This is a genomic window from Streptomyces sp. NBC_01689, assembly GCF_036250675.1.
GTDB lineage: Bacteria > Actinomycetota > Actinomycetes > Streptomycetales > Streptomycetaceae > Streptomyces.
Genome location: NZ_CP109592.1, coordinates 1,026,302 through 1,044,856, shown reverse-complemented (window position 1 = coordinate 1,044,856; position 18,555 = coordinate 1,026,302). Strand labels below are relative to the sequence as shown.

At 67.0% G+C, this 18,555-nt stretch carries 17 protein-coding genes and 4 pseudogenes; 11 read left to right on the top strand and 10 right to left on the bottom strand.

The genetic code is table 11. The features are described from left to right. Nucleotides 1-195 precede the first annotated feature (195 nt). The 3 genes and pseudogenes from OG776_RS04275 to OG776_RS04265 all read right to left on the bottom strand — a co-directional run bounded on the left by OG776_RS04275 (nucleotide 196) and on the right by OG776_RS04265 (nucleotide 2,084). Nucleotides 196-573 (bottom strand): hypothetical protein, encoded by a 378-nt coding sequence (locus OG776_RS04275; RefSeq protein WP_329319013.1) that lies wholly within the window; start codon nucleotides 571-573, stop codon nucleotides 196-198. A gap of 435 nt (nucleotides 574-1,008) precedes the next feature. After that, nucleotides 1,009-1,191 (bottom strand): annotated as a pseudogene (locus OG776_RS04270) (IS3 family transposase); the annotation flags it as partial. A 33-nt stretch (nucleotides 1,192-1,224) separates the two neighbouring features. Next, a protein-coding gene (locus tag OG776_RS04265) for an IS5 family transposase (RefSeq protein ID WP_443077347.1) occupies nucleotides 1,225-2,084 on the bottom strand; the annotation gives its coding sequence in 2 pieces (ribosomal slippage) (nucleotides 1,225-1,731 and nucleotides 1,734-2,084; 858 coding nt in all). A gap of 97 nt (nucleotides 2,085-2,181) precedes the next feature. Here OG776_RS04265 and OG776_RS04260 point away from each other — a divergent pair. Continuing rightward, entirely contained in the window at nucleotides 2,182-3,339 is a 1,158-nt protein-coding gene (locus OG776_RS04260) for an IS30 family transposase (protein ID WP_443077193.1), read from the top strand. Between the two features lie 119 nt (nucleotides 3,340-3,458). On the opposite strand, the gene OG776_RS04255 is transcribed toward OG776_RS04260, so the two are convergent. From OG776_RS04255 to OG776_RS04245, 3 genes and pseudogenes are all read right to left on the bottom strand, one after another. After that, the gene (locus tag OG776_RS04255; protein ID WP_329319011.1) at nucleotides 3,459-3,779 is read right to left on the bottom strand and encodes a hypothetical protein; all 321 of its coding nucleotides are present in this window, start codon (nucleotides 3,777-3,779) and stop codon (nucleotides 3,459-3,461) included. Between the two features lie 774 nt (nucleotides 3,780-4,553). Further along, nucleotides 4,554-4,652, bottom strand: a pseudogene (locus OG776_RS04250) (ATP-binding protein); the annotation flags it as partial. Between the two features lie 141 nt (nucleotides 4,653-4,793). Then, the gene (locus OG776_RS04245; protein ID WP_329319009.1) at nucleotides 4,794-5,555 is read right to left on the bottom strand and encodes a hypothetical protein; all 762 of its coding nucleotides are present in this window, start codon (nucleotides 5,553-5,555) and stop codon (nucleotides 4,794-4,796) included. Between the two features lie 218 nt (nucleotides 5,556-5,773). Here OG776_RS04245 and OG776_RS04240 point away from each other — a divergent pair, with 218 nt between their 5' ends. Beyond that, nucleotides 5,774-5,965 (top strand): hypothetical protein, encoded by a 192-nt coding sequence (locus OG776_RS04240; RefSeq protein WP_187286147.1) that lies wholly within the window; start codon nucleotides 5,774-5,776, stop codon nucleotides 5,963-5,965. Between the two features lie 239 nt (nucleotides 5,966-6,204). Beyond that, nucleotides 6,205-6,451: pseudogene (locus OG776_RS04235) on the top strand (DUF2199 domain-containing protein); the annotation flags it as partial. Nucleotides 6,452-6,458: 7 nt separating this feature from the next. Here OG776_RS04235 and OG776_RS04230 read toward each other — a convergent pair. Continuing rightward, nucleotides 6,459-6,614: pseudogene (locus OG776_RS04230) on the bottom strand (IS30 family transposase); the annotation flags it as partial. 374 nt (nucleotides 6,615-6,988) lie between these two features. On the opposite strand from OG776_RS04230, the gene OG776_RS04225 reads away from it, so the two are divergent. Then, entirely contained in the window at nucleotides 6,989-7,462 is a 474-nt protein-coding gene (locus OG776_RS04225; protein ID WP_222723902.1) for a hypothetical protein, read from the top strand. Between the two features lie 9 nt (nucleotides 7,463-7,471). On the opposite strand, the gene OG776_RS04220 is transcribed toward OG776_RS04225, so the two are convergent. Together OG776_RS04220 and OG776_RS04215 are read right to left on the bottom strand one after the other, a co-directional pair. Next, a protein-coding gene (locus tag OG776_RS04220) for an IS5 family transposase (protein ID WP_443077347.1) occupies nucleotides 7,472-8,331 on the bottom strand; the annotation gives its coding sequence in 2 pieces (ribosomal slippage) (nucleotides 7,472-7,978 and nucleotides 7,981-8,331; 858 coding nt in all). A 469-nt stretch (nucleotides 8,332-8,800) separates the two neighbouring features. After that, nucleotides 8,801-9,271: a MarR family winged helix-turn-helix transcriptional regulator gene (locus tag OG776_RS04215; protein ID WP_329319006.1), complete on the bottom strand. Its 471-nt coding sequence runs from the start codon at nucleotides 9,269-9,271 to the stop codon at nucleotides 8,801-8,803. 277 nt (nucleotides 9,272-9,548) lie between these two features. Between OG776_RS04215 and OG776_RS04210 the strand changes: the two genes are divergently transcribed. The 7 genes from OG776_RS04210 to OG776_RS04175 all read left to right on the top strand — a co-directional run bounded on the left by OG776_RS04210 (nucleotide 9,549) and on the right by OG776_RS04175 (nucleotide 18,083). Then, the gene (locus tag OG776_RS04210; protein ID WP_329319004.1) at nucleotides 9,549-10,283 is read left to right on the top strand and encodes an SDR family oxidoreductase; all 735 of its coding nucleotides are present in this window, start codon (nucleotides 9,549-9,551) and stop codon (nucleotides 10,281-10,283) included. Between the two features lie 83 nt (nucleotides 10,284-10,366). Continuing rightward, on the top strand, nucleotides 10,367-10,987 hold the full coding sequence (locus OG776_RS04205) for an NADPH-dependent F420 reductase (protein WP_329319002.1): 621 nt from the start codon (nucleotides 10,367-10,369) through the stop codon (nucleotides 10,985-10,987). A 231-nt stretch (nucleotides 10,988-11,218) separates the two neighbouring features. Then, on the top strand, nucleotides 11,219-12,073 hold the full coding sequence (locus tag OG776_RS04200) for an LLM class flavin-dependent oxidoreductase (RefSeq protein ID WP_329319000.1): 855 nt from the start codon (nucleotides 11,219-11,221) through the stop codon (nucleotides 12,071-12,073). Nucleotides 12,074-12,735: 662 nt separating this feature from the next. Beyond that, entirely contained in the window at nucleotides 12,736-13,437 is a 702-nt protein-coding gene (locus tag OG776_RS04190) for a Mom family adenine methylcarbamoylation protein (protein WP_329318998.1), read from the top strand. An 88-nt stretch (nucleotides 13,438-13,525) separates the two neighbouring features. Continuing rightward, entirely contained in the window at nucleotides 13,526-14,584 is a 1,059-nt protein-coding gene (locus OG776_RS04185; RefSeq protein ID WP_329318997.1) for a hypothetical protein, read from the top strand. Next, nucleotides 14,470-15,588 carry a tyrosine-type recombinase/integrase gene (locus tag OG776_RS04180; RefSeq protein WP_329323646.1) on the top strand — a complete coding sequence of 373 codons (1,119 nt, stop codon included), beginning with the start codon at nucleotides 14,470-14,472 and terminating at the stop codon, nucleotides 15,586-15,588. Before OG776_RS04185 ends, OG776_RS04180 begins: the two co-directional genes overlap by 115 nt. Continuing rightward, the gene (locus OG776_RS04175; RefSeq protein ID WP_329318996.1) at nucleotides 15,585-18,083 is read left to right on the top strand and encodes a tyrosine-type recombinase/integrase; all 2,499 of its coding nucleotides are present in this window, start codon (nucleotides 15,585-15,587) and stop codon (nucleotides 18,081-18,083) included. Before OG776_RS04180 ends, OG776_RS04175 begins: the two co-directional genes overlap by 4 nt. Here OG776_RS04175 and OG776_RS04170 read toward each other — a convergent pair. Next, complete coding sequence (locus OG776_RS04170) at nucleotides 18,031-18,555, bottom strand: SMI1/KNR4 family protein (protein ID WP_329318994.1); 525 nt, start codon at nucleotides 18,553-18,555, stop codon at nucleotides 18,031-18,033. The genes OG776_RS04175 and OG776_RS04170 overlap by 53 nt on opposite strands.

Genomic DNA, 18,555 nt, shown 5'->3' with positions numbered 1-18,555 from the left:
TCCTGGGAACTTTAGGTGGCCTTCGCGGGCGTGGAACTGGCGGGCGGCGGCGAGGTTGGCTGCCCACCGGTCGTCCTGGGTCCGCCGAACCGGGGCGAAGGCCGGTGTCAACGCCGTTCAGACTGGCAGCTTGGGCGAAGGGCTCCAGCACGTGTGACGCGCCGGAGCCTCTCGCGGACAGCAGCACGAGTCAGGTCAGTAAGCGATCGATCCCTTGGTGCTGAACTGGAATTGCACTATGAATCTGGTGCCGTCCTTGACGTCGGTGGCTGCCAGACTCCAGGTTCCGACCGTGATGTCGCGGTAGGCATTGCAGTAGGAGCTGCCGCTCGTGGGGTAGAAACAGGTGCGCACGGGCACGAAGTCGAACCCGCCGCCGGCTGCGATGGACGGCTTGACGTTGATGTCGTTGCAGTTGGACGTGGCGTAGGCATAACCGGATGCGGGCCACACGTATTCGTTCCCGTTGTCAACGGGATTGAAGCTCTTGGCAGTACCCAGGCATGTTGCTGCGCTGGCTGGCGTGGTGGTCATGGCAGTGAGCCCACCAGCCGCCAGAGTCGCGGCCGCCATGGTTGCGAGGATCCGACGTGCTGACATGTGCGTTCCCTTCTCGATTCGTGTCCGGCGCACCCGTTCCGCCGGCACCTCGAAGATCAGGCGGCATTATGTCGTGGACACGATCGTTTGGAGAAGAGTTAGATTCAGCCGCTGTCGACGGGTCGGCTCTCGGAAGTCGGCGCGACCTCCGGCGCTGCTCTTGCCACAGGTGCAAGGCGCTGACCTTGGGTTTCTTGTTCCTCCAGCTCGACTTTCGACGTTTTCGTCGATCGTCGTGTCGGTTGCTCGGGCGGGTGATGCAGCACCGACCTCGGGCCTCCCTGACCCGCTACGAAGCGTCCTCTGTGTTCCCGTCGCTCGGCGGCATCGGGACCAGTGGAGATCCCTTGCCCGCGGTGACGAAGGCAGTCGATCATGAGGTGTCCCCCGGAGTGTGGACACAGGGGTTCATGCGGCGAGTGTGAGTTTACGTCCTCGCTGGTGCTGCTGTTCGAACTCGGCTGGCGAGAGGTAGTTGAGGGCGCTGTGGCGCCGTCGGGCGTTGTAGTAGGTCAGCCACTGGAAGATCTCCAGCCTCGCCTGACGCACCGTCGAGAACATCCGCTGGTGCATCGTCTCCCTCTTGAGCCCCTGCCAGAACGACTTGGGTTCTAGGGTCCGTCTTCAAACTGATCTTGCCCAGAGCAGGAATGATGCGAGATTGACCGCTGCCTCGTAGGAGGTGGCGGTCTTGTCGTATCTGGTGGCGATGCCGCGGAAGCCTTTGAGGCGGTTGAAGCAGCGCTCAACTACGTTGCGGCGGCGATAGATCTGTCGGTCGAATGCCGGTGGCCGGCCGCCGCGACGGCCGCGGCCCAGCCGGTGTCGCTGCTGGTCGGCTTTCTCCGGGATGGTGCACGCGATGCCGCGTTTGCGCAGGTAGGCGCGGAATCCTCGTGAGCTGTAGGCCTTGTCGGCGATGACCTGGTCGGGTTTGGAGCGGGGCCGGCCAAGGCCGGTCCGCGGGACGCGGATGCGTTCCAGGAGGGGACGCGCGCAGATGCTGTCGTGGCGTTGGCCGGGTGTCAGCAGGATCGCGAGCGGGCGGCCCTTGCCGTCGCAGGCGAGATGGATTTTGGTGGTCAGGCCTCCTCGCGATCGGCCGAGGGCGTGATCGTCCGGTTCGTCCGGTGGGTGGTTCCCCCTTTTCGGCCGGTGGCGGCGGCGTGCTGGTGGGCGCGGACGATGGTGGAGTCGATCTGGACGAGCCAGTCGATGTCGCCGGCCGCGTCCGCGTGTGCCTGGATCTGCTGGAGGGCCCGGGTGAACACGCCGTCCAGCGCATAGCGGCGGAAGCGGGTGTAGACCGTCTTCCATGGCCCGTAGCGATCCGGCAGGTCACGCCAGGAGATCCCGGTCCGGATCTTGTAGACCATCCCGTTGATGACCTGTCGATCCTCCACACGCGGACGGCCCGTCGCGGCCCGCGGTATCAACGGAGCGAGTAACTCCCACTCCTGATCGGTGAGTTCATGGCGACGTATCACCCCACCATGATCCACTATCCGATGATCTTTGAAGACGGACCCTAGTAGTCGTTGCAACACCCCAGCTCAAGGGGTGCGATGGACTTCGAGATCCGTGAGGACAGAAGCCCGGGGCTACGGCAACGCGGAAGCGTGCAGAATCGTCGGGGTCAACCGTCGGACCGGCAAGAGATGGCGCAACGGGTACCACTCGCCGACCTTCGGCAAGCCGAGGCCACCGATCACGGCCGGCCCTCCGGCTACCGGCCCCTCCCGCTACCTCCGGGAAGCAGACCGCATCCACATCGCCGACCGGCTGCGGGAGAAGGCGTCCATCCGGCAGATAGCCGCCGAGCTGGGCCGCAGTCCCTCCACCATCAGCAGGGAGATACGCCGCAACGGTGCGCTCTGGCGCGGCAAGGACTGGGTCTACCGGCCGCACGCCGCACACCGACGGGCGGAGGAGCGCCGTCCACGGCCCAAGACAGGAAAGATCGGCCAGAACTCCGAGCTGCGGGAATTCATCCAGCACCACCTCTCCCTGCGCTGGAGCCCGGAACAGATCTGCCAGGCTCTGCGGACCGCCTTCCCCGACCGGCCGGAGATGCACGTGGTCCACGAGACGATCTACCAGGCCCTCTACGTCCAGGGCCGCGGAGAACTCCGCCGCGAGCTGGCCAAAGCCCTGCGGACAGGCCGCACGATGCGCCGGCCGCACCGCCAGTCCTACAAGCGCAGGCCCCGCAATATCCCGGACAAGGTGATGATCAGCGAACGGCCTGCCGAGGCCGCCGCCCGCGCCGTCCCCGGCCACTGGGAGGGCGACCTCATCATCGGCAAGGACCACAAGTCGGCCATCGCCACACTCGTCGAGCGCAGCACCCGCTACGTGATGCTCGCCCATCTCCCTGACGGCTACTCCGCCGCCAGCACGCGGGACGCGCTGGTCCAGACCGTGCAGACGCTCCCGCCGCATTTGCTCAGGTCCCTGACCTGGGACCAAGGGTCTGAGATGTCCCGGCACAAGGAGTTCACCATCGCCACGGACATCCCCGTCTTCTTCTGCGATCCCGGCAGTCCCTGGCAGCGCGGCTCGAACGAGAACACGAACGGCCTGTTGAGGCAGTACTTCCCCAAAGGCACTGACCTCTCCCGCCACAGCCGCGAGCACCTGGACGCCGTTGCCGCCGAGCTGAACAGCAGGCCACGCAAAACGCTCGGCTGGGAAACCCCAGCCGAGCGCCTCGCTAAGCTCCTGGCAACAGCCAGTTGATCACTCGTGTTGCAACGACTCCTGGAATGCGCCTTTCCGGGCGGGGGCGGCGTCCTGTGCGATGGGGCTGCGGGCACCTCGTGGTGCGGATCTGCGGATATGCGCAGGATCGGCTGGTGCTACGAGCCGTCGGGATCGTTGATGGGCGACCGGTTGATGTTTCTGCTCAGTTGTTTGAGGAAGACGTCGATCTCTTCTGAGAAGTCGATCCAGTTATCGGCGAGGGGGTATGGCCCGTTGAGCTGGCTATGGAGGGCTTGCTCGCATTCGCGCTTGTGGGTGGTGTAGAGCGGGGTCTGCTGCCGTGGCTCGTCTTTCACGCGGAGCTTGATTCGCCAGACGGCGAGGCCTTCGCCGACGATCTGCTCGCGGCACGTGTCGCAGATGACGGCGGGGGAGTAGGCTCCTGGCTCGCCGCTGTAGGGCACGTATTCGATCATGATCTATCCCAGGTAGTTGATCTGCGGCACGGTGATCGTCTCCGAGTGTGTTTCCGAGGAGCGGTACAGCGAAAGCCTGCTCCGTGACGATCATGCGCACCATGCCGTCACCCTCGCCGTAGGGCTCGGTGGCGCCACGCGGCTCGTGACAGGCGTGGGCTAACGCAAGGGTAAGGGTTTCACTGGCGGCTGGCGGCATCGCTTCGTGGACGGCTTCGGCGGCCGGGTCGTACTTGGGGCGGTAGGTCATGCGTCCTCTACGACGGGGCGCCAAAGGGCGCACAGGGCTGGTATCAACCCCAGAACGTGACGTCCGTGAGCAGGCCTGGCACGGAGCGGAGCAAGCATGAAGGCCTCGCCGGCGCGCGACCACAGACCAGACCGAGCCGATCCTCCGATGCACCGGTCCGGTGAAACCAGGCGCTGTGCCTCGACCCGCCCCCCGATCGTGGTCGAGGCACAGGAGTACCGGTGACGCTCAGGATTTTTCTGTCGACCACACGATCCAGGCGCGCCGGTTTCACCGCCGCCACGCTCCCGCAGCTCGCCGCGTTCGTCTGGGCTGCATGACCCGCGGCGGGGAAGTTGGTGGCCGCGTTCCGCGGCGACGGGCTCGCCCGGTGCGGGGCCGTGCGCGGCCTGTTCGGGGGCGTCGGCCGCGCACGGCGTGGGGCGCCGTGTGTAGTGCAGGGCGGCCGCCCCGTCAGCATCGTGACACCGGCCAGCGGACCGTGCTGTGGTGAACACGGCAACTGGATGACGCTTGCCCCGGGCGTTGACCAGCTTCGTTGCCAGGACGTACTTGACCCGGTAGCCGGCCACCGCGGCCTCCGTGCCGAGCGCGATCAGCAGGTGAGACTTGCCGGCACCGGTGCCGGTGCCGGTGTCGGTGCCGGACGGGCGCCGCAAGTCGATTCAGGCGATGGCTGCGCGACTGCCGGACGGCACGCGGAAGGCCCCGCCGGAGTGGGGCCTTCGCTGCGCCGTCAGGCCCGGTGACCGTAGTTCGGGTCCTCAGGTCACGTCGACGTAGTCACCGGAGGAGTTGCTGGCACCGGTGGTGGTGTTGCCTCCGTAACTCCAGCGCCAGGTGCCGTCCTGAGAGGCTGTCACGGTGGTTTTCAGGGAGCCCGTGCTGCCGGCGGTCACTGTCTTGACCGTCGCGTAGGTGCTGGAACCGGCGGGCTTGAACTGCAGCTTCACCAGGCGCCCGCCGTAGTTGTCGTAGCGGTGCTGACTCCAGTTGGCGTGCTGCACAGTACCGGTCACCGTGATCTGCTTACCCTTGGCGACGGGCTCCGGGGACGCGTTCGTGTTCTGGATGCGCGAGGCACGCAGGAGACGGGTCGTCGCAGACAGGAGGTCGGTGTCGTAACCGCCGTTCTTCTTGATGCCGGTGCCGAGGGTCTTCCATTCGGCGGCGTCACTGTTGACCAAGTGGTTGCCATTGCCGCCCGGCATGGCGTCCGGGTCGATCGACATCGTCTCGTCGCAGTCGCGGAAGGTGTAGCCCCCCGCCGAGGACGACTTGCAGGTCCACCGGGTCGTGGAGATCGCGAGCAGGTACTTGGTGGAGTTGTTGCTGCGGTACGCCTCGACCCACCAGTCGTCGAGCGACACACTGCTCTTCACCGTGTAGGTCATCGGGACCTCGACCTCGGCACTGATGCCGACGACGATGGGCTTGCCGTTGTTGATGACGACCTTCGAGAACGAGATGTCGCCCTCGGCCGCGTGGGCGGTCGGCGCCGTGAGCCCCACGCCCACCAGCGCCATACCCCCGGCCACCGCCGCGGCGGCGACGCGCCGCCCGGCCTGTCCACTCCGCTGCAGCGCAGCAGATCGTGCAGTGATCAATACCCACCCCTGAGTCGAGACCTGTGCGGCGGGTCGACTGCCCGCCCGCCGGAACTCTAGATCATCCAGGGGTGGCACCCGGCGCCGCTCCGCAACCACGGCGGGGCTGCACACGAACGGGGCCTTCGCAGCGCGAGGTGGGACATTCTGAAGTCGGCTGCCAGGCCTTTGCTGAAACGGCACTCGCAAAGGACTGCGGCACCGGTGGTCTGGTCACCCTGCACCACCTGGCTGTCGCAGCCGACTACGAATGGCTCACCATCATCCAACTCCTCTCCTGCAGCCCGGACCTGAACCCCGTCGAAGGCATCTGGTCCCTACTGCGGTGAGGGCGGATGGCCAACACCACCTTCACCGACCCCGACCACCTCACCCGGACCCTCCGCCGAAGACTCGCCCACACCCAGCGCCATCCCGAACTCATCGACGGCTGCCTCACCGAACCTGGGACTGACCCTCACCCCGCACCACCCGAAGGCAATCCGAAAGGGTCAGTAGGCTCCCGACCATGACTAACGATCACGGTTTCAGCTGCTCGTGCTGCGGGGCGCACCACACGGAGCTCCCGATGAACTACTCGGCAACCGCTCCCTACGTGTGGGACGAGAGTTTCTCTGATCGTTCGGCCAGCATGCTGTCCTCAGATCAGTGCGTCATCCAGGCCCAGCACTACTTCGTCAAGGGTCTGATCGAGATACCGGTCATCGGCAGCGACGACGAGTTCTCCTGGGGTGTCTGGGTCTCGCTGAGCCGCGAGAGCTTCACGCGCGCCGCGGACAGGTGGGACACCCCCGGCCGCGAGGCAGAGGAGCCGTCAGCGTCCGGACCTGCTACGACCGTGCCGTCAGCGAGTCGTACGGTGCCTTCCAGGCGCTGTCGGACGTACTCGCGCAGACGGTCGTTGGTGACGCGTTTCGCGACCTTGGGACGCTTGGCCGCCTGCTGAGCCTTCCACTGCGCGACCGTCGCGCGGTACTTTGCCCCCGCCCCCGGGCGGGCCTGCTGGCCGCTGCCGTCCAGCTTGGCCTGTGCGGCGTCGCTCTGGGCCCCGCCGCAGGCCGCAAGGGTTATGGCCGCCAAGCATGCGATCGCTACCGCTCCCGCCTCGCGCATGTTCCCCACCTGGGTTCTCGTAGATGTCAGGGCGGGTTCTGACACAGATTGATCACCGACCCGATCGAGTTGGCGGGCTATGGGGGGGCGAGGGCGGGAGGAGGGGGAGCGGCAGGCGGTGCGCGGGTCCTGACTTTCTGTCAGGCGGTTCGGGGAAGCCGGGACACGAGAGCGGAAGTCCGCGTAGGACAGAAGGGGTACGGGTTTCCTTGTCGGAGGCATCGGCTAACTTGCGGGACATGGGAAATTCAGGCGGATCATTGACAACCCGGTCCACGGGGGAACTGCACCAGTTCATGCGGGTAGCCGGGTTCACAGGCATCGACGCCACGAGCGCGATGGCGGAGGGTTGGCAGGTCGCGGACTTCGCTGACGCCGGACGACGCAGCCTGGCGAACCTCGTCCAGCGAACGGGGGAACCGGCCGTTATGGTGTCCTTCCTCGACAGCGATGTGGGCTTCATCGAGGCCCTCACGCCTGAGGGCAACAGCTGGGAGGGCCTGCTCAACCGGGAGATGGCGAAGAGCTACGAGATACCTCTGGAGCACTTCCCTATCGAACCCGCTGTAGCCGGCGCTCTCGCCTGGTCGGCCGCCGCGGGACTGACACCCGACGAGGAAGCCATCCGGCAGACACTCACCGTGTCGGCCCTCTTCGCGGAAGAGCTTTCCTCAGCCCTCATGGTCGCCTTGGGCTTGCCGGACGCAACCTAGGGTCCGTCTTCAAACTGATCTTGCCCAGAGCAGGAATGATGCGAGATTGACCGCTGCCTCGTAGGAGGTGGCGGTCTTGTCGTATCTGGTGGCGATGCCGCGGAAGCCTTTGAGGCGGTTGAAGCAGCGCTCAACTACGTTGCGGCGGCGATAGATCTGTCGGTCGAATGCCGGTGGCCGGCCGCCGCGACGGCCGCGGCCCAGCCGGTGTCGCTGCTGGTCGGCTTTCTCCGGGATGGTGCACGCGATGCCGCGTTTGCGCAGGTAGGCGCGGAATCCTCGTGAGCTGTAGGCCTTGTCGGCGATGACCTGGTCGGGTTTGGAGCGGGGCCGGCCAAGGCCGGTCCGCGGGACGCGGATGCGTTCCAGGAGGGGACGCGCGCAGATGCTGTCGTGGCGTTGGCCGGGTGTCAGCAGGATCGCGAGCGGGCGGCCCTTGCCGTCGCAGGCGAGATGGATTTTGGTGGTCAGGCCTCCTCGCGATCGGCCGAGGGCGTGATCGTCCGGTTCGTCCGGTGGGTGGTTCCCCCTTTTCGGCCGGTGGCGGCGGCGTGCTGGTGGGCGCGGACGATGGTGGAGTCGATCTGGACGAGCCAGTCGATGTCGCCGGCCGCGTCCGCGTGTGCCTGGATCTGCTGGAGGGCCCGGGTGAACACGCCGTCCAGCGCATAGCGGCGGAAGCGGGTGTAGACCGTCTTCCATGGCCCGTAGCGATCCGGCAGGTCACGCCAGGAGATCCCGGTCCGGATCTTGTAGACCATCCCGTTGATGACCTGTCGATCCTCCACACGCGGACGGCCCGTCGCGGCCCGCGGTATCAACGGAGCGAGTAACTCCCACTCCTGATCGGTGAGTTCATGGCGACGTATCACCCCACCATGATCCACCATCCGATGATCTTTGAAGACGGACCCTAATGTTCGGTGCCGGGTTCAGGTCCATGGCCTCACACACGCCCGCGCCCGTAGCGGGCCGTCTACCTGAGCGAAGACCGCCATGATCCTTTGGTGGGCCGCCCCGTCCGGCAGCTCTGGGGCGGAGTCGTCCGATGCGGGCCGGGGATCTATGCAAGGCACTCGACCTGCCGATCCTGCCGAAGAACACCGAAGGCATCCGGTCTAAGCCGAAACGCCTGGTCACAGGGGGCATTCCCACCGAATCCGAACCCGCCTGCCCGCTCAACCTCGCACCTGGGTACCAGTCCGCCCCGCCGGCCGGGACCCCTCGCCCAACCCCAACCGTCAAACCGACATCAGGCCACGTACCGCACTCTCACGCGAGCGCTGCACGGCGATCAGTGGTCAGGCCCCTGTCCGGACGCCTCAGTGACGCGGTGCGTCAGCTCGGACCGAGTCCGGCGTTCTCGAGTTTGGCCCATATGCGGATGAGGGCGGCGATGTCCTCGTTGTCGAGAGGATCGACGAAGTACTTCTTGACCGTTCCTTCGAAGGTTCGCTTGATCGTCTCGGCGTAGAGCCGTCCGCTCTCTGTGAAGCGGATGAGCGATACCCGCCCGTCGCCCTGATCGGCGCCGCGCTGGAGGTGCCCGGCGTCGATGAGGTCCTGGACCAGCCGTGATGCTCTGGTGGGGCTGACGCTGACGAGCTGGCCGGACAGGGCTCGGACCGACTGGGGCTCGGTCTCCAGGAGCCAGCACAGGATCTCGACGGTGCTGAAGGAGATCTTGTGCCGTTCCATCAGCGCCGCATGGATCCGCCCGGTAACCGTGGCATGGGTGAGCAGGAGGGCAAACCATCCCCTGACCTGGTCCGGGGAGATGACTTGCAGGTTCGATGCGGGAGCCTTCACATCCGTCAGCATACCGCTAGCAGAGCGCTCACAACTAAGTGCGAGCACATTTGCATGCGTGCGCACCTACATGTTAGCGTCGTTTCGTAGCTTGAAGAGTTCCTCTAGTGAAGTCCGACCTCATTGAGGAGTGCGCTTCCGGCCACTGGCGCTGTCCCGCCGGCCGTGCATGCCCCGGAGGCCCGCTTCAGCGGCTCCTGGCTTCGGGCTGAGGCGTCCTCGCGGACGGAGCCCGCATCCCCGATCGACCCCGGGTCGACAGAAAGGCAAGTTCACCATGTCCAAGTTGGATGGCAAGATCGCAGTGATCACCGGAGCCACGTCCGGGATGGCGCTGGCAACGGCCAAGCTGTTCGTGGCTGAAGGCGCCCACGTCTTCATCACCGGGCGGGACAAGGACCGACTGGACGAGGCGGTAGCCGCCATCGGCCACGACGTGACGGGCGTGCAGGCGGACTCAGGAAATCTGGACGACCTCGCCCGCTTGGCCCAGACCGTGCGAGAGCAGCACGGACGCGTCGATGTCCTGTTCGCCAGTGCTGGCCTCGGCTCGGTGTCCGACCCGCTGGGCAGCATCACCCCGGAGTCGTTCGACGCGATCGTGGGCGTCAACTTCCGGGGCACCGTGTTCACCGTTCAGTCCTTGCTGCCGCTGATGAGCGACGGTGCGTCGATCATCCTGAATGGCTCCACCAGCGCGACCAAGGGCGTCCCCGGCGCCGGCGTGTACTCAGCCAGCAAGGCGGCCGTTCGCTCACTCGCGCGCACCTGGGCGGCGGAGCTGAAGGACCGGGGCATCCGGGTGAACGTCGTCAGTCCCGGCTCGATCGACACCGCGCTCTTCAGCACCGTCACTCCCGAATTCCGGGAGCAGATCACTTCCCTCATCCCCCTGGGACGGCTGGGAACCAGCGAGGAGATCGCAGCTGCCGCGCTGTACTTCGCCTCCCCGGACGCCGGCTTCATCACCGGCGCAAACCTGGTCGTCGACGGCGGGTTCAGCCAGATCTGACGCCCAGCGGCTGGGCGATCGGCCCCGGCCCGCCCCGCCAACGGAAAGCAGAACCCAGACCACCGAAAGAGAAGGACTCTTCCATGAGCAACGTCAGCTTGATCGGACTCGGAGGCATGGCCCGCGCCATCGCCACCCGCGCGGTTGAGGGCGGCAACGCCGTCGAGGTCATCGGCCGCGACGCGGCCAAGGCCAAGGAACTGGCCGCCACGCTCGGCGGCGGCGCAACGGCCGGGACATTCGCAACGGCCCCGGCCGGCGACCTCGTCGTCCTCGCCGTGCCCTACGCCAGCGCCGCGCAGGTCGTCGCCCAGTACGGGGAGGCGCTGGCCGGTAAAGTCGTCATCGACATCTCGAACACCTTCAACGCCGATGCCACCGCGCTGGTCACCCCGGACGGCACGTCCGGTGCGCAGGAGATCGCCAAGGCCGCCCCGGCAGGCGTGCACATCGTGAAGGCGTTCAACACCGTCTTCGGCCACGTCCTGGCGAAGGGTGGACCGCTGGACGTGTTCATCGCCGGCGACGACCCGCACGCCAAGGCGAGCGTGTCGGCATTCATCGAGAGCCTTGGACTGCGCCCGCTGGATGCCGGCGGCCTCGCGATGGCGCACTGGCTGGAGGCCGCGGGTCCGCTCCTGATGGGCGTGGCCGGCCATGGCGCGGGATTCGACATCAGCCTCGGCATCAACGCCTCGGGCTGAAGGTACCCCGGCCTCCGGGGCAAGCTGCGCGCACCGGCGACCCTCTCGGGCAGGCGCGGGTTCGGCCTGCCCGAGACACCGGTCGGCCGATGCGCCATCCGACGTGCAGGCAAGCAATCGGCCCTGAACTGCTACGGCCCGCGTCCAGCAGCGGCGAAGGCGCCATCGTGCAGGTCGGCGACGCCTCTCATCGAACGGCTGGCCACATACGACTGGCGGAAGAAGACACCCATGCCTGACTACGGTCATCCTCTGCGTTTCGCAACGTTCATCGCACCCACCAACTCTCCGGCGCATCGCCCGGTCGAGTTGGCCCAGCTCAGTGAGCGGCTCGGTTTCGACTTCGTCACCTTCCAGGACCACCCCTACCAGTCGAGCTTCCTCGATACCTGGACTCTGCTGAGCTGGGTGGCAGCGCGGACCGAGCGCATCGGCGTGTCCGGCAACGTGCTGAACCTGCCGCTGCGCCAGCCCCCTGCCGTGCTCGCCCGCGCGGCTGCCAGCCTCGACCTGCTCTCCAATGGCCGGATGAACCTCGGGATCGGGGCCGGCTACTTCTGGGACGCCGTGCACGCGGTCGGCGGGCGCCGGCTGACGCCACTTCAGGGCTTGGCGGCGCTTGACGAGGCGATCGACGTGATCCGCGGAATCTGGGACGCCGACGCGTCCGGCCCCCTGACTGCCGACGGCGAGTTCTACAAGGTCGACGGCGCCGAGCGCGGACCCGCGCCCGCACACACAATTCCGATCTGGCTCGGCGCCCACAAGCCGAAGATGCAGGACCTCGTCGGACGCAAGGCCGACGGGTGGCTGGCGTCGCTGCCGGTCATGAAGCCCGGCGCCCTGCCGAGGGGAAACGCGATCATCGACGACGCCGCACGGGCAGCGGCACGTGACCCCCGCGAGATCACCCGTCTGCTCAACATCGTCCCGGGCCAGCAGACCCCCGAAGCACTGGCCCACATGGCCCTCGAGGATGGTGTCAGCGTCTTCCTCTTGATCAGCGACGACCCATACGTGCTCGAACGCTTCGCCGCCGAAACAGCACCCGCCGTACGCGAACACGTCGCCCGCGGTCGCACGTAGCGCGCGTACCTCTCCGTCCAGTAGAGGGCCCTGTCTCCCTCCAGACGGTGGCAGAGAGTGCCTGCTACCCAAGGAGTGCGGACGGACGAGGGCGAAGTCTGCTCCTCCGTCCGCCTGGCGGACGATCCGTTTGGTCTTGGTGCTGACGCACGCGGCGGCCGCAGAGCCCGCGGAGACGACGGGACGCGAACAAGAAAGTGCCCGGCCGCAAGCGGGGACTCGCCGTGGACGTGCTGGGCCAGGTGATCGCTGTGGTCGTGCTGGCCGCCTTCGGGACAGCACCATGGCCGCTAACTTCGCCCCGGCCGTCCTCGACGAAAAGCTGCACCTGCTCTACCCCGCGGGCCCCAGCTCCACCACCCTGCTCCACTCCAACTTCGACGGCACCTACTGGAGCGACCCCGCCCACCTCGGCGACAGCCACGCATCCCGCCGCAGCGCAGCCCTGGCCTCCTACGACGGCAAACTCCACGCCGTCTACCCCTCCAGCCAGGACGACACCCTGCGCCGACCGGCTCGACGCCGAATCCCGATTCCGGACCACGACCGGTCTGTCGTCGGATGGCAATGCGGGATGCGCGGGGACAGTGCCAACCAAACGGTCCACGTCCCTGACGTGCCTGCAAGCTTGGCTCCCCCCTACTTGGAGATTTGCTTGACAGGTGCAGATAAACCCGGTCTCGACGGTCCAGTTCGGGCTCTACGACGTCTCCGGCCGAGTGCACCAGCTCACCGGCGTTGCCGTGTTCGGCGTTCCAGTCAACACCGCCGTGCTGACCCGACCCTTCCCTGACCTGCGGCCTTTCACCGAGTCCGTCGAATGCCAGCGCTTCGTGCTCCTCGATGAGTGCCCCGGAAATTCCGAGAGCTGGTTCCTCGCGCGCTGCCACGCCGAACTGCACGCCCGCGGAGTGCGAGGGGTCGTCTCCTTCGCCGACCCGGTACCACGGCGCACCGCTTCCGGAACTCTGGTGATGCCCGGGCACGTCGGGACCATCTATGCCGCGACGAACGCCGTGTACGCCGGCCGGGCCACCCCCCGCACCGTGAAACTCCTTCCCGACGGCACCGTCTTCCACGAGCGGGCCGCACAGAAGATCCGCCGCCAGGAGCAGGGCTACCGGTACGCGGGGGAGCAGCTCATCGCGCTCGGGGCGCCGCGACCGCGGCCCGGCACCGATCCGGTTGTGTGGCTGCGCGAGGCCCTGGCCGCCGTCGGCGCCCGCAACGTCCGCCACCGCGGCACCCACCGCTGGCTTTTCCGTCTCGGCCGCACCCGCCGCGAACGCGACGAGATCCGCCTCGGCCTCCCCGCCGTGCACCCCTTCCCGAAACAGCCCGACCCCGTCCCCGCCTCTCTCTGACATCGGCCTCCGCGGCGACGGACCCCACGCGCCGCCGGTCACAGCTCAGGCCCTGCCTCTCTCACCCCCATCACCTTCTGGAGACGTCATGCCTTCCTCTACCGCCCACCGCCCCGCCTGCGAACCCGATCTGGCCTCCTACGACCTGCTCGCCCCACAGCTGTCCGGCGGGAAGGACTCCGCGGTCATGAACTGCGTGTTCATGGACGCCGCCGAGCGCGCAGGGGTCGCGGACCGGGTGATCTCCTACCACGCCAGTCTCGGCGTGCTGGAGTGGCCGGCCGTGGTCTTCGACGGCGTCCGCTACCCGGGAGTGTCCGAGCTCGCCGCCCTGCAGAGCACTGCGTTCGGCATACCCGCCAACCGGCACGTCGAGGTCACCCGCACCCTGCCCGCCCCCGACGGCACGCGGATGGTCCACAGCCTGCTCACCGAGATGGCCGCCTACGGCCGTTTCCCCCGCATGGGCAGCCCCTACTGCCGCAAGGCCGCCAAGGAGTCCGTCGTCTCCGCGGCCTGGACGCCGATAGTCACCCGCATGAAACGCGAACTCGGCCGCCCCGTACGGATCCTGAAGGTCATGGGCCTGCGCAGCGACGAAGGCCCCGACCGCAAGAACCGGGCCGCTTTCCGCAACATCCAGACCAACAGCGCCCGCATCGTCGACGAGTGGCTGCCCATCAAGGAATGGTCCACCGCGGACGTGAAAGCCTGGCACGCGACAGCACCGGTCCCCTACAGCTGGACGTACGACTCCGCGCCCGGCGCCGGCGACTGGGCCGGCACCTCCCGACACGTTGACCGGACTACGGGCCGACACAAGGGCGTGTTGCGGCGTGTCGTTCGTGCCGCGTCGGTAGGAAGTCACGCAACCCGAACGGAGGGATCTGCGTGGCAATACCGAATGAGGGGGAGCGTGACGTCGATGCGATTCGGCTCCCGCGGTGGGGCCGGGTCGTCGAGACCGGCGGCGTCGTGCCGTACGAGGTACAGGACAGCTTTGGGCGCCCCATCGAGCCGATCCGCCGGTACCTGCGTGACTTCGTCGCGCAAGGCCGGCGCACCGGAAGCGTCCGAAGCTACGCCCACGACCTGCTGCGGTGGTGGCGATGGCTCCTGGTCGTCAATGTCGAGTGGGACAAGGTGACTTCGGCTGAGGTGCGTGAGTTTGTGCTGTGGCTGCAACGCACGACGAAGCCGCGCAACACACCCAGGAGGAAGACAGCGTCCACCGTCGGCACGATCAACCCGATCACGCGCAAGCAGCACCCGGGAGACCAGTACGCCGTCCGCACAATCCGGCACAGCAACGCGGTGATCCGCAGCTTCTACGAGTTCTGGATCGAGCGGGGAGCCGGTCCGCTGGTCAACCCGGTGCCCCAAGAACGCCGCAGGGGACGACGCCCAAACGCGCACCACAACCCCCTGGAGCCGTTCAGGCCCGAAGGGCGACTGCGCTACAACCCGCCCCTGCCCAAACGCCGCCCGCGAGCAATGCCCGATGCGCAGTGGGACGCCTTGTTCGCGGCCCTGCGCTCGGACCGTGACCGGGCCCTGGCCTCGCTGGTCATCAGCAACGCCAGCCGCGCCGCCGAGGTCCTCGGCATCCGTTGCGGTGACCTCGACTGGGGTGACCAGCTCGTCCGGGTCCATCGCAAGGGAACCGATGCCGAACAGTGGTTGCCGGCGAGCAGCGACGCCTTCGTCTGGCTGCGGCTCTACCTTGACGGCGTCGGCCCTCTGTCTCCGAGTGATCCGGTCTGGTGGACCTTGCGGCGACGGCGCCACGGTGATGGACCACTGGCCCGTCAGCCGCTGAACTACGACGCCCTTCGGGCCGTCCTGCGCCGCGTCAACGATGTTCTCGGCACGAACTGGACGACGAATGACCTCCGGCACACCTGCGCCCGCAGGATGCTGCGGGATCGCAATCTCTCGCTTCGCGACATCCAGATCATCCTCGGCCACGCACACCTCTCCACCACACAGCTCTACCTCGAAGAGGAACCCGAGGAAGTCATCCGCCGGGTGCACCAACACCTGTTGGACCTCAAGCAGGCCGAACAGGCCGTCCCGCAAACCGTTCCATCCCCGGCCCGCGGTTACGACGCCGCGGACCTGGCCGTGCTCTTCGGAGGGGCACCGCGATGACTGCCACGACCAGCACGCCCGCCCAACCCGTGCGGGAAGAGCGTTTCCCAGCCTTTATCGGCGCCCAACAGGCAAGTCCAACTGTCCGTCGCGTCGGACCGATCGACACCCTTTCCAGCCGCGAGGTGATCCAGAAACTGCCCCAGCTGCGAACCTGGGCCGAGCTGCCCGCTGTTGAAGTGCGCGCAAGACTGCGCGCCGCCGAACGGATGCTGGAGTGGCTAACGCAGCGGCCCGGTGACGGGTGGCAGGAGCGATGGGAGTCCTGCGAAGCCGACCCAGGGCCGTTGAGCTGGGTCGCCAGCGCCGCCGAGGCCGAAGGACGCGCACCGAGGAACTTCCGCAATGAAGTCACCGACGGCTTGGCCGGCCTCTTACTCAGCCGCCTCGTGCTGCCCAGTTACGACTTCCTGGTCGGCTACGGCGCAGTCCGCCTGTTCGCCGACGTGCGCACCGAGTTGTCCGTCGAGACGTTCACCCGCGCAGAGGAAGCTGCTCGCGCACGTGGCATGGCCGGACGCCAGGTTGCGGAAGTCCTCACCATCCTGTCCAAGATCGTGCTCCATACCGGCAAAGAGCTCCCCCGCATCACCACGGAGGATGTGCTTGAGTTCCGCGCCTGGAACATCAGCCGCTACTCCCGCCACAAAAGCGGCCTGCACGGAGCCTGGGACGTACTGCGCGACATCGGCATCCTCGATACGGACAAGAGCCTTCGCGCCGCCATCCGGCTGGGCCAGCTCACGACCGAGGAACTGATCAGCCAGCACAAGATCCAGTCCGCTCCGGTCCGTGACATGCTGATTCGCTACCTCAACGAGCGGCGCCCCGGCATGGACTTCAGCAGCTTCCGTCAGCTCACCAGCACCCTGGCCGGCACCTTCTGGGCCGACATCGAGCAGCATCACCCCGGCATCGACACCCTCGACCTTCCTTCCGACGTTGCTGACGCCTGGAAAGCCCGGCTCGCCTTCACCTCCGGCAAGCGAGGACCGAAACGGCCCCGCAAGGGACGCCTGGAAATCCTCGGCCGCGTCCGGACTCTGTATCTCGACATCCAAGAGTGGGCGCACGAAGACCCCTCCTGGGCACCATGGGCAGTCCGCTGCCCGATCCGCCGCAGCGAACTCGAAGGCGTCTCCAAGCGCAACCGCGCGCGGAAAGCGGAAGTGCACCAACGGATCCGCGAGCGCCTGCCCCACCTGCCCGTGCTGGTCGACACCGCGGAGAAGCACCGCGACGACCAGACCGTCCTGCTCGCTGCCGCGCGCCAGACTCCCGTCGGCGAGACCTTCGAACACGCCGGGAGAACCTACCGCCGAGCCCAATACCGGTGGGACACCCGCAGCGAGACCCAGCACGGCCCGGACGCAGTCCTGGTCACCGATGAGGAAAGCGGCGAACGGATCGAGCTGCTCCGCAAAGAAGAGGACGCGTTCTGGGCTTGGGCGATCATCGAGACGCTGAGGCACACCGGCGTCCGCGTCGAGGAGCTGCTGGAACTTACCCACCTGGCATTGATCTCCTACCGTCTGCCCGACAACGGCGAGGTCGTTCCCCTGCTGCAGATCGTGCCGTCCAAGAGCAACGAGGAGCGACTGCTCCTGGTCACCCCCGAATTGGCCAGCGTCCTCGCCACCGTGGTCTGCCGGATCAGGAGTGACGACGGCCGCGTCCCTCTGGCTGCCCGCTATGACCCACACGAACGCGTCACCGGCCCGATGTTGCCGCACCTGTTCCAGCGCAAGATCGGATGGCGCCGAGAGATCATCAGCACCCGCGTCGTCCTCCGACTCCTCAACGAAACCCTGGAACGAGCCGGGCTTACCGACCGGGCCGGCCAGCCTCTGCGCTACACCCCGCACGACTTCCGCCGGATGTTCATCACGGACGCCGTCACCGGCGGCCTGCCCGTCCACATCGCAGCGAAGATTCTCGGCCACCACAGCCTCAACACCACCCAGGCATACCTCGCGGTCTTCCAGGAGGAGTTGATCAAGTCCTACCGGGCGTTCCTCGACACCCGGCGCGCTGACCGCCCAGCCGCGGAATACCGGGAACCCACCGAACAGGAGTGGGAGGAGTTCCAGAAGCACTTCGAGCTGCGCAAGGTCGAACTGGGCACCTGCGGGCGCCCCTACGGCACCCCCTGCGCACACGAGCATGCCTGCGTTCGATGTCCGATGCTCCGCGTCGACCCACATCAGCGGCGACGCCTAGAAGAGATCATCCGCAACCTCGGTGACCGCATCGAGGAAGCCCGCGCCAACGGCTGGCTCGGCGAGGTCCACGGACTCCAGATCAGCCTGGACGCCGCGCGAAACAAGCTCGCCTCGCTCGACCGCCTCACCCGGAACCGAACCGCACCCCGGTCACCCTGGGCATGCCGATCATCCCCGGAGAACCCTCATGAGCCCTGCTCTTCCCCAGAGAATGTCGGCGTCAAGCCGATGTGGAGTCGCCAGGGTCGACACCGAAGGCGCTGCCTGCAGTGAGGTTCTCGACGAACACCCTGAAGTCACTCGCAAGTGCGAGTTCGGTGCCGAGGTCGGTATCGAACCAGGTGACCGATGGCTCACCGTTCGGGCCGCAGTCTCGGTAGTCGAGACTGATCCAGCAGTGCCCGTCGCCAGAGAGAAGCACGATCGACGATGGCAGCTCCCATTCTTCGACCAAGTAGGGGGTGTCGAGCAACGATGTCATCCGCTCGCGTCGCCCGATGCCCATCAGATCTTCGAAAGGGACGTGGTCTTCACTCCACGAAGTGGGCCGGTTGGTCGGGAACGCGTTTAGACCAGGGGCAACGCTGCCACCGTTTTGGACACGGAGGAGGTCGAGCAGCACGGCGGGCAGCGTCACGCCGAGCACGCGCTCAGCCTCCCGCACTGCTTCCTCGGTGAGCGGTAGTTGGACGCCGTAGTCGCCGTCACTCCAGAATGCCGCCCTGACCTCGTCAAATCTCGCCAT

Excerpts from the sequence above, each read along its gene's own strand:
- OG776_RS04275 (WP_329319013.1), bottom strand. The coding sequence starts at position 573 with ATGGCGGCCGCGACTCTGGCGGCTGGTGGGCTCACTGCCATGACCACC.
- OG776_RS04255 (WP_329319011.1), bottom strand. The coding sequence starts at position 3,779 with ATGATCGAATACGTGCCCTACAGCGGCGAGCCAGGAGCCTACTCCCCC.
- OG776_RS04245 (WP_329319009.1), bottom strand. The coding sequence starts at position 5,555 with ATGGCGCTGGTGGGCGTGGGGCTCACGGCGCCGACCGCCCACGCGGCC.
- OG776_RS04225 (WP_222723902.1), top strand. The coding sequence starts at position 6,989 with ATGGGAAATTCAGGCGGATCATTGACAACCCGGTCCACGGGGGAACTG.
- OG776_RS04210 (WP_329319004.1), top strand. The coding sequence starts at position 9,549 with ATGTCCAAGTTGGATGGCAAGATCGCAGTGATCACCGGAGCCACGTCC.
- OG776_RS04205 (WP_329319002.1), top strand. The coding sequence starts at position 10,367 with ATGAGCAACGTCAGCTTGATCGGACTCGGAGGCATGGCCCGCGCCATC.
- OG776_RS04200 (WP_329319000.1), top strand. The coding sequence starts at position 11,219 with ATGCCTGACTACGGTCATCCTCTGCGTTTCGCAACGTTCATCGCACCC.
- OG776_RS04185 (WP_329318997.1), top strand. The coding sequence starts at position 13,526 with ATGCCTTCCTCTACCGCCCACCGCCCCGCCTGCGAACCCGATCTGGCC.
- OG776_RS04175 (WP_329318996.1), top strand. The coding sequence starts at position 15,585 with ATGACTGCCACGACCAGCACGCCCGCCCAACCCGTGCGGGAAGAGCGT.
- OG776_RS04170 (WP_329318994.1), bottom strand. The coding sequence starts at position 18,555 with ATGGCGAGATTTGACGAGGTCAGGGCGGCATTCTGGAGTGACGGCGAC.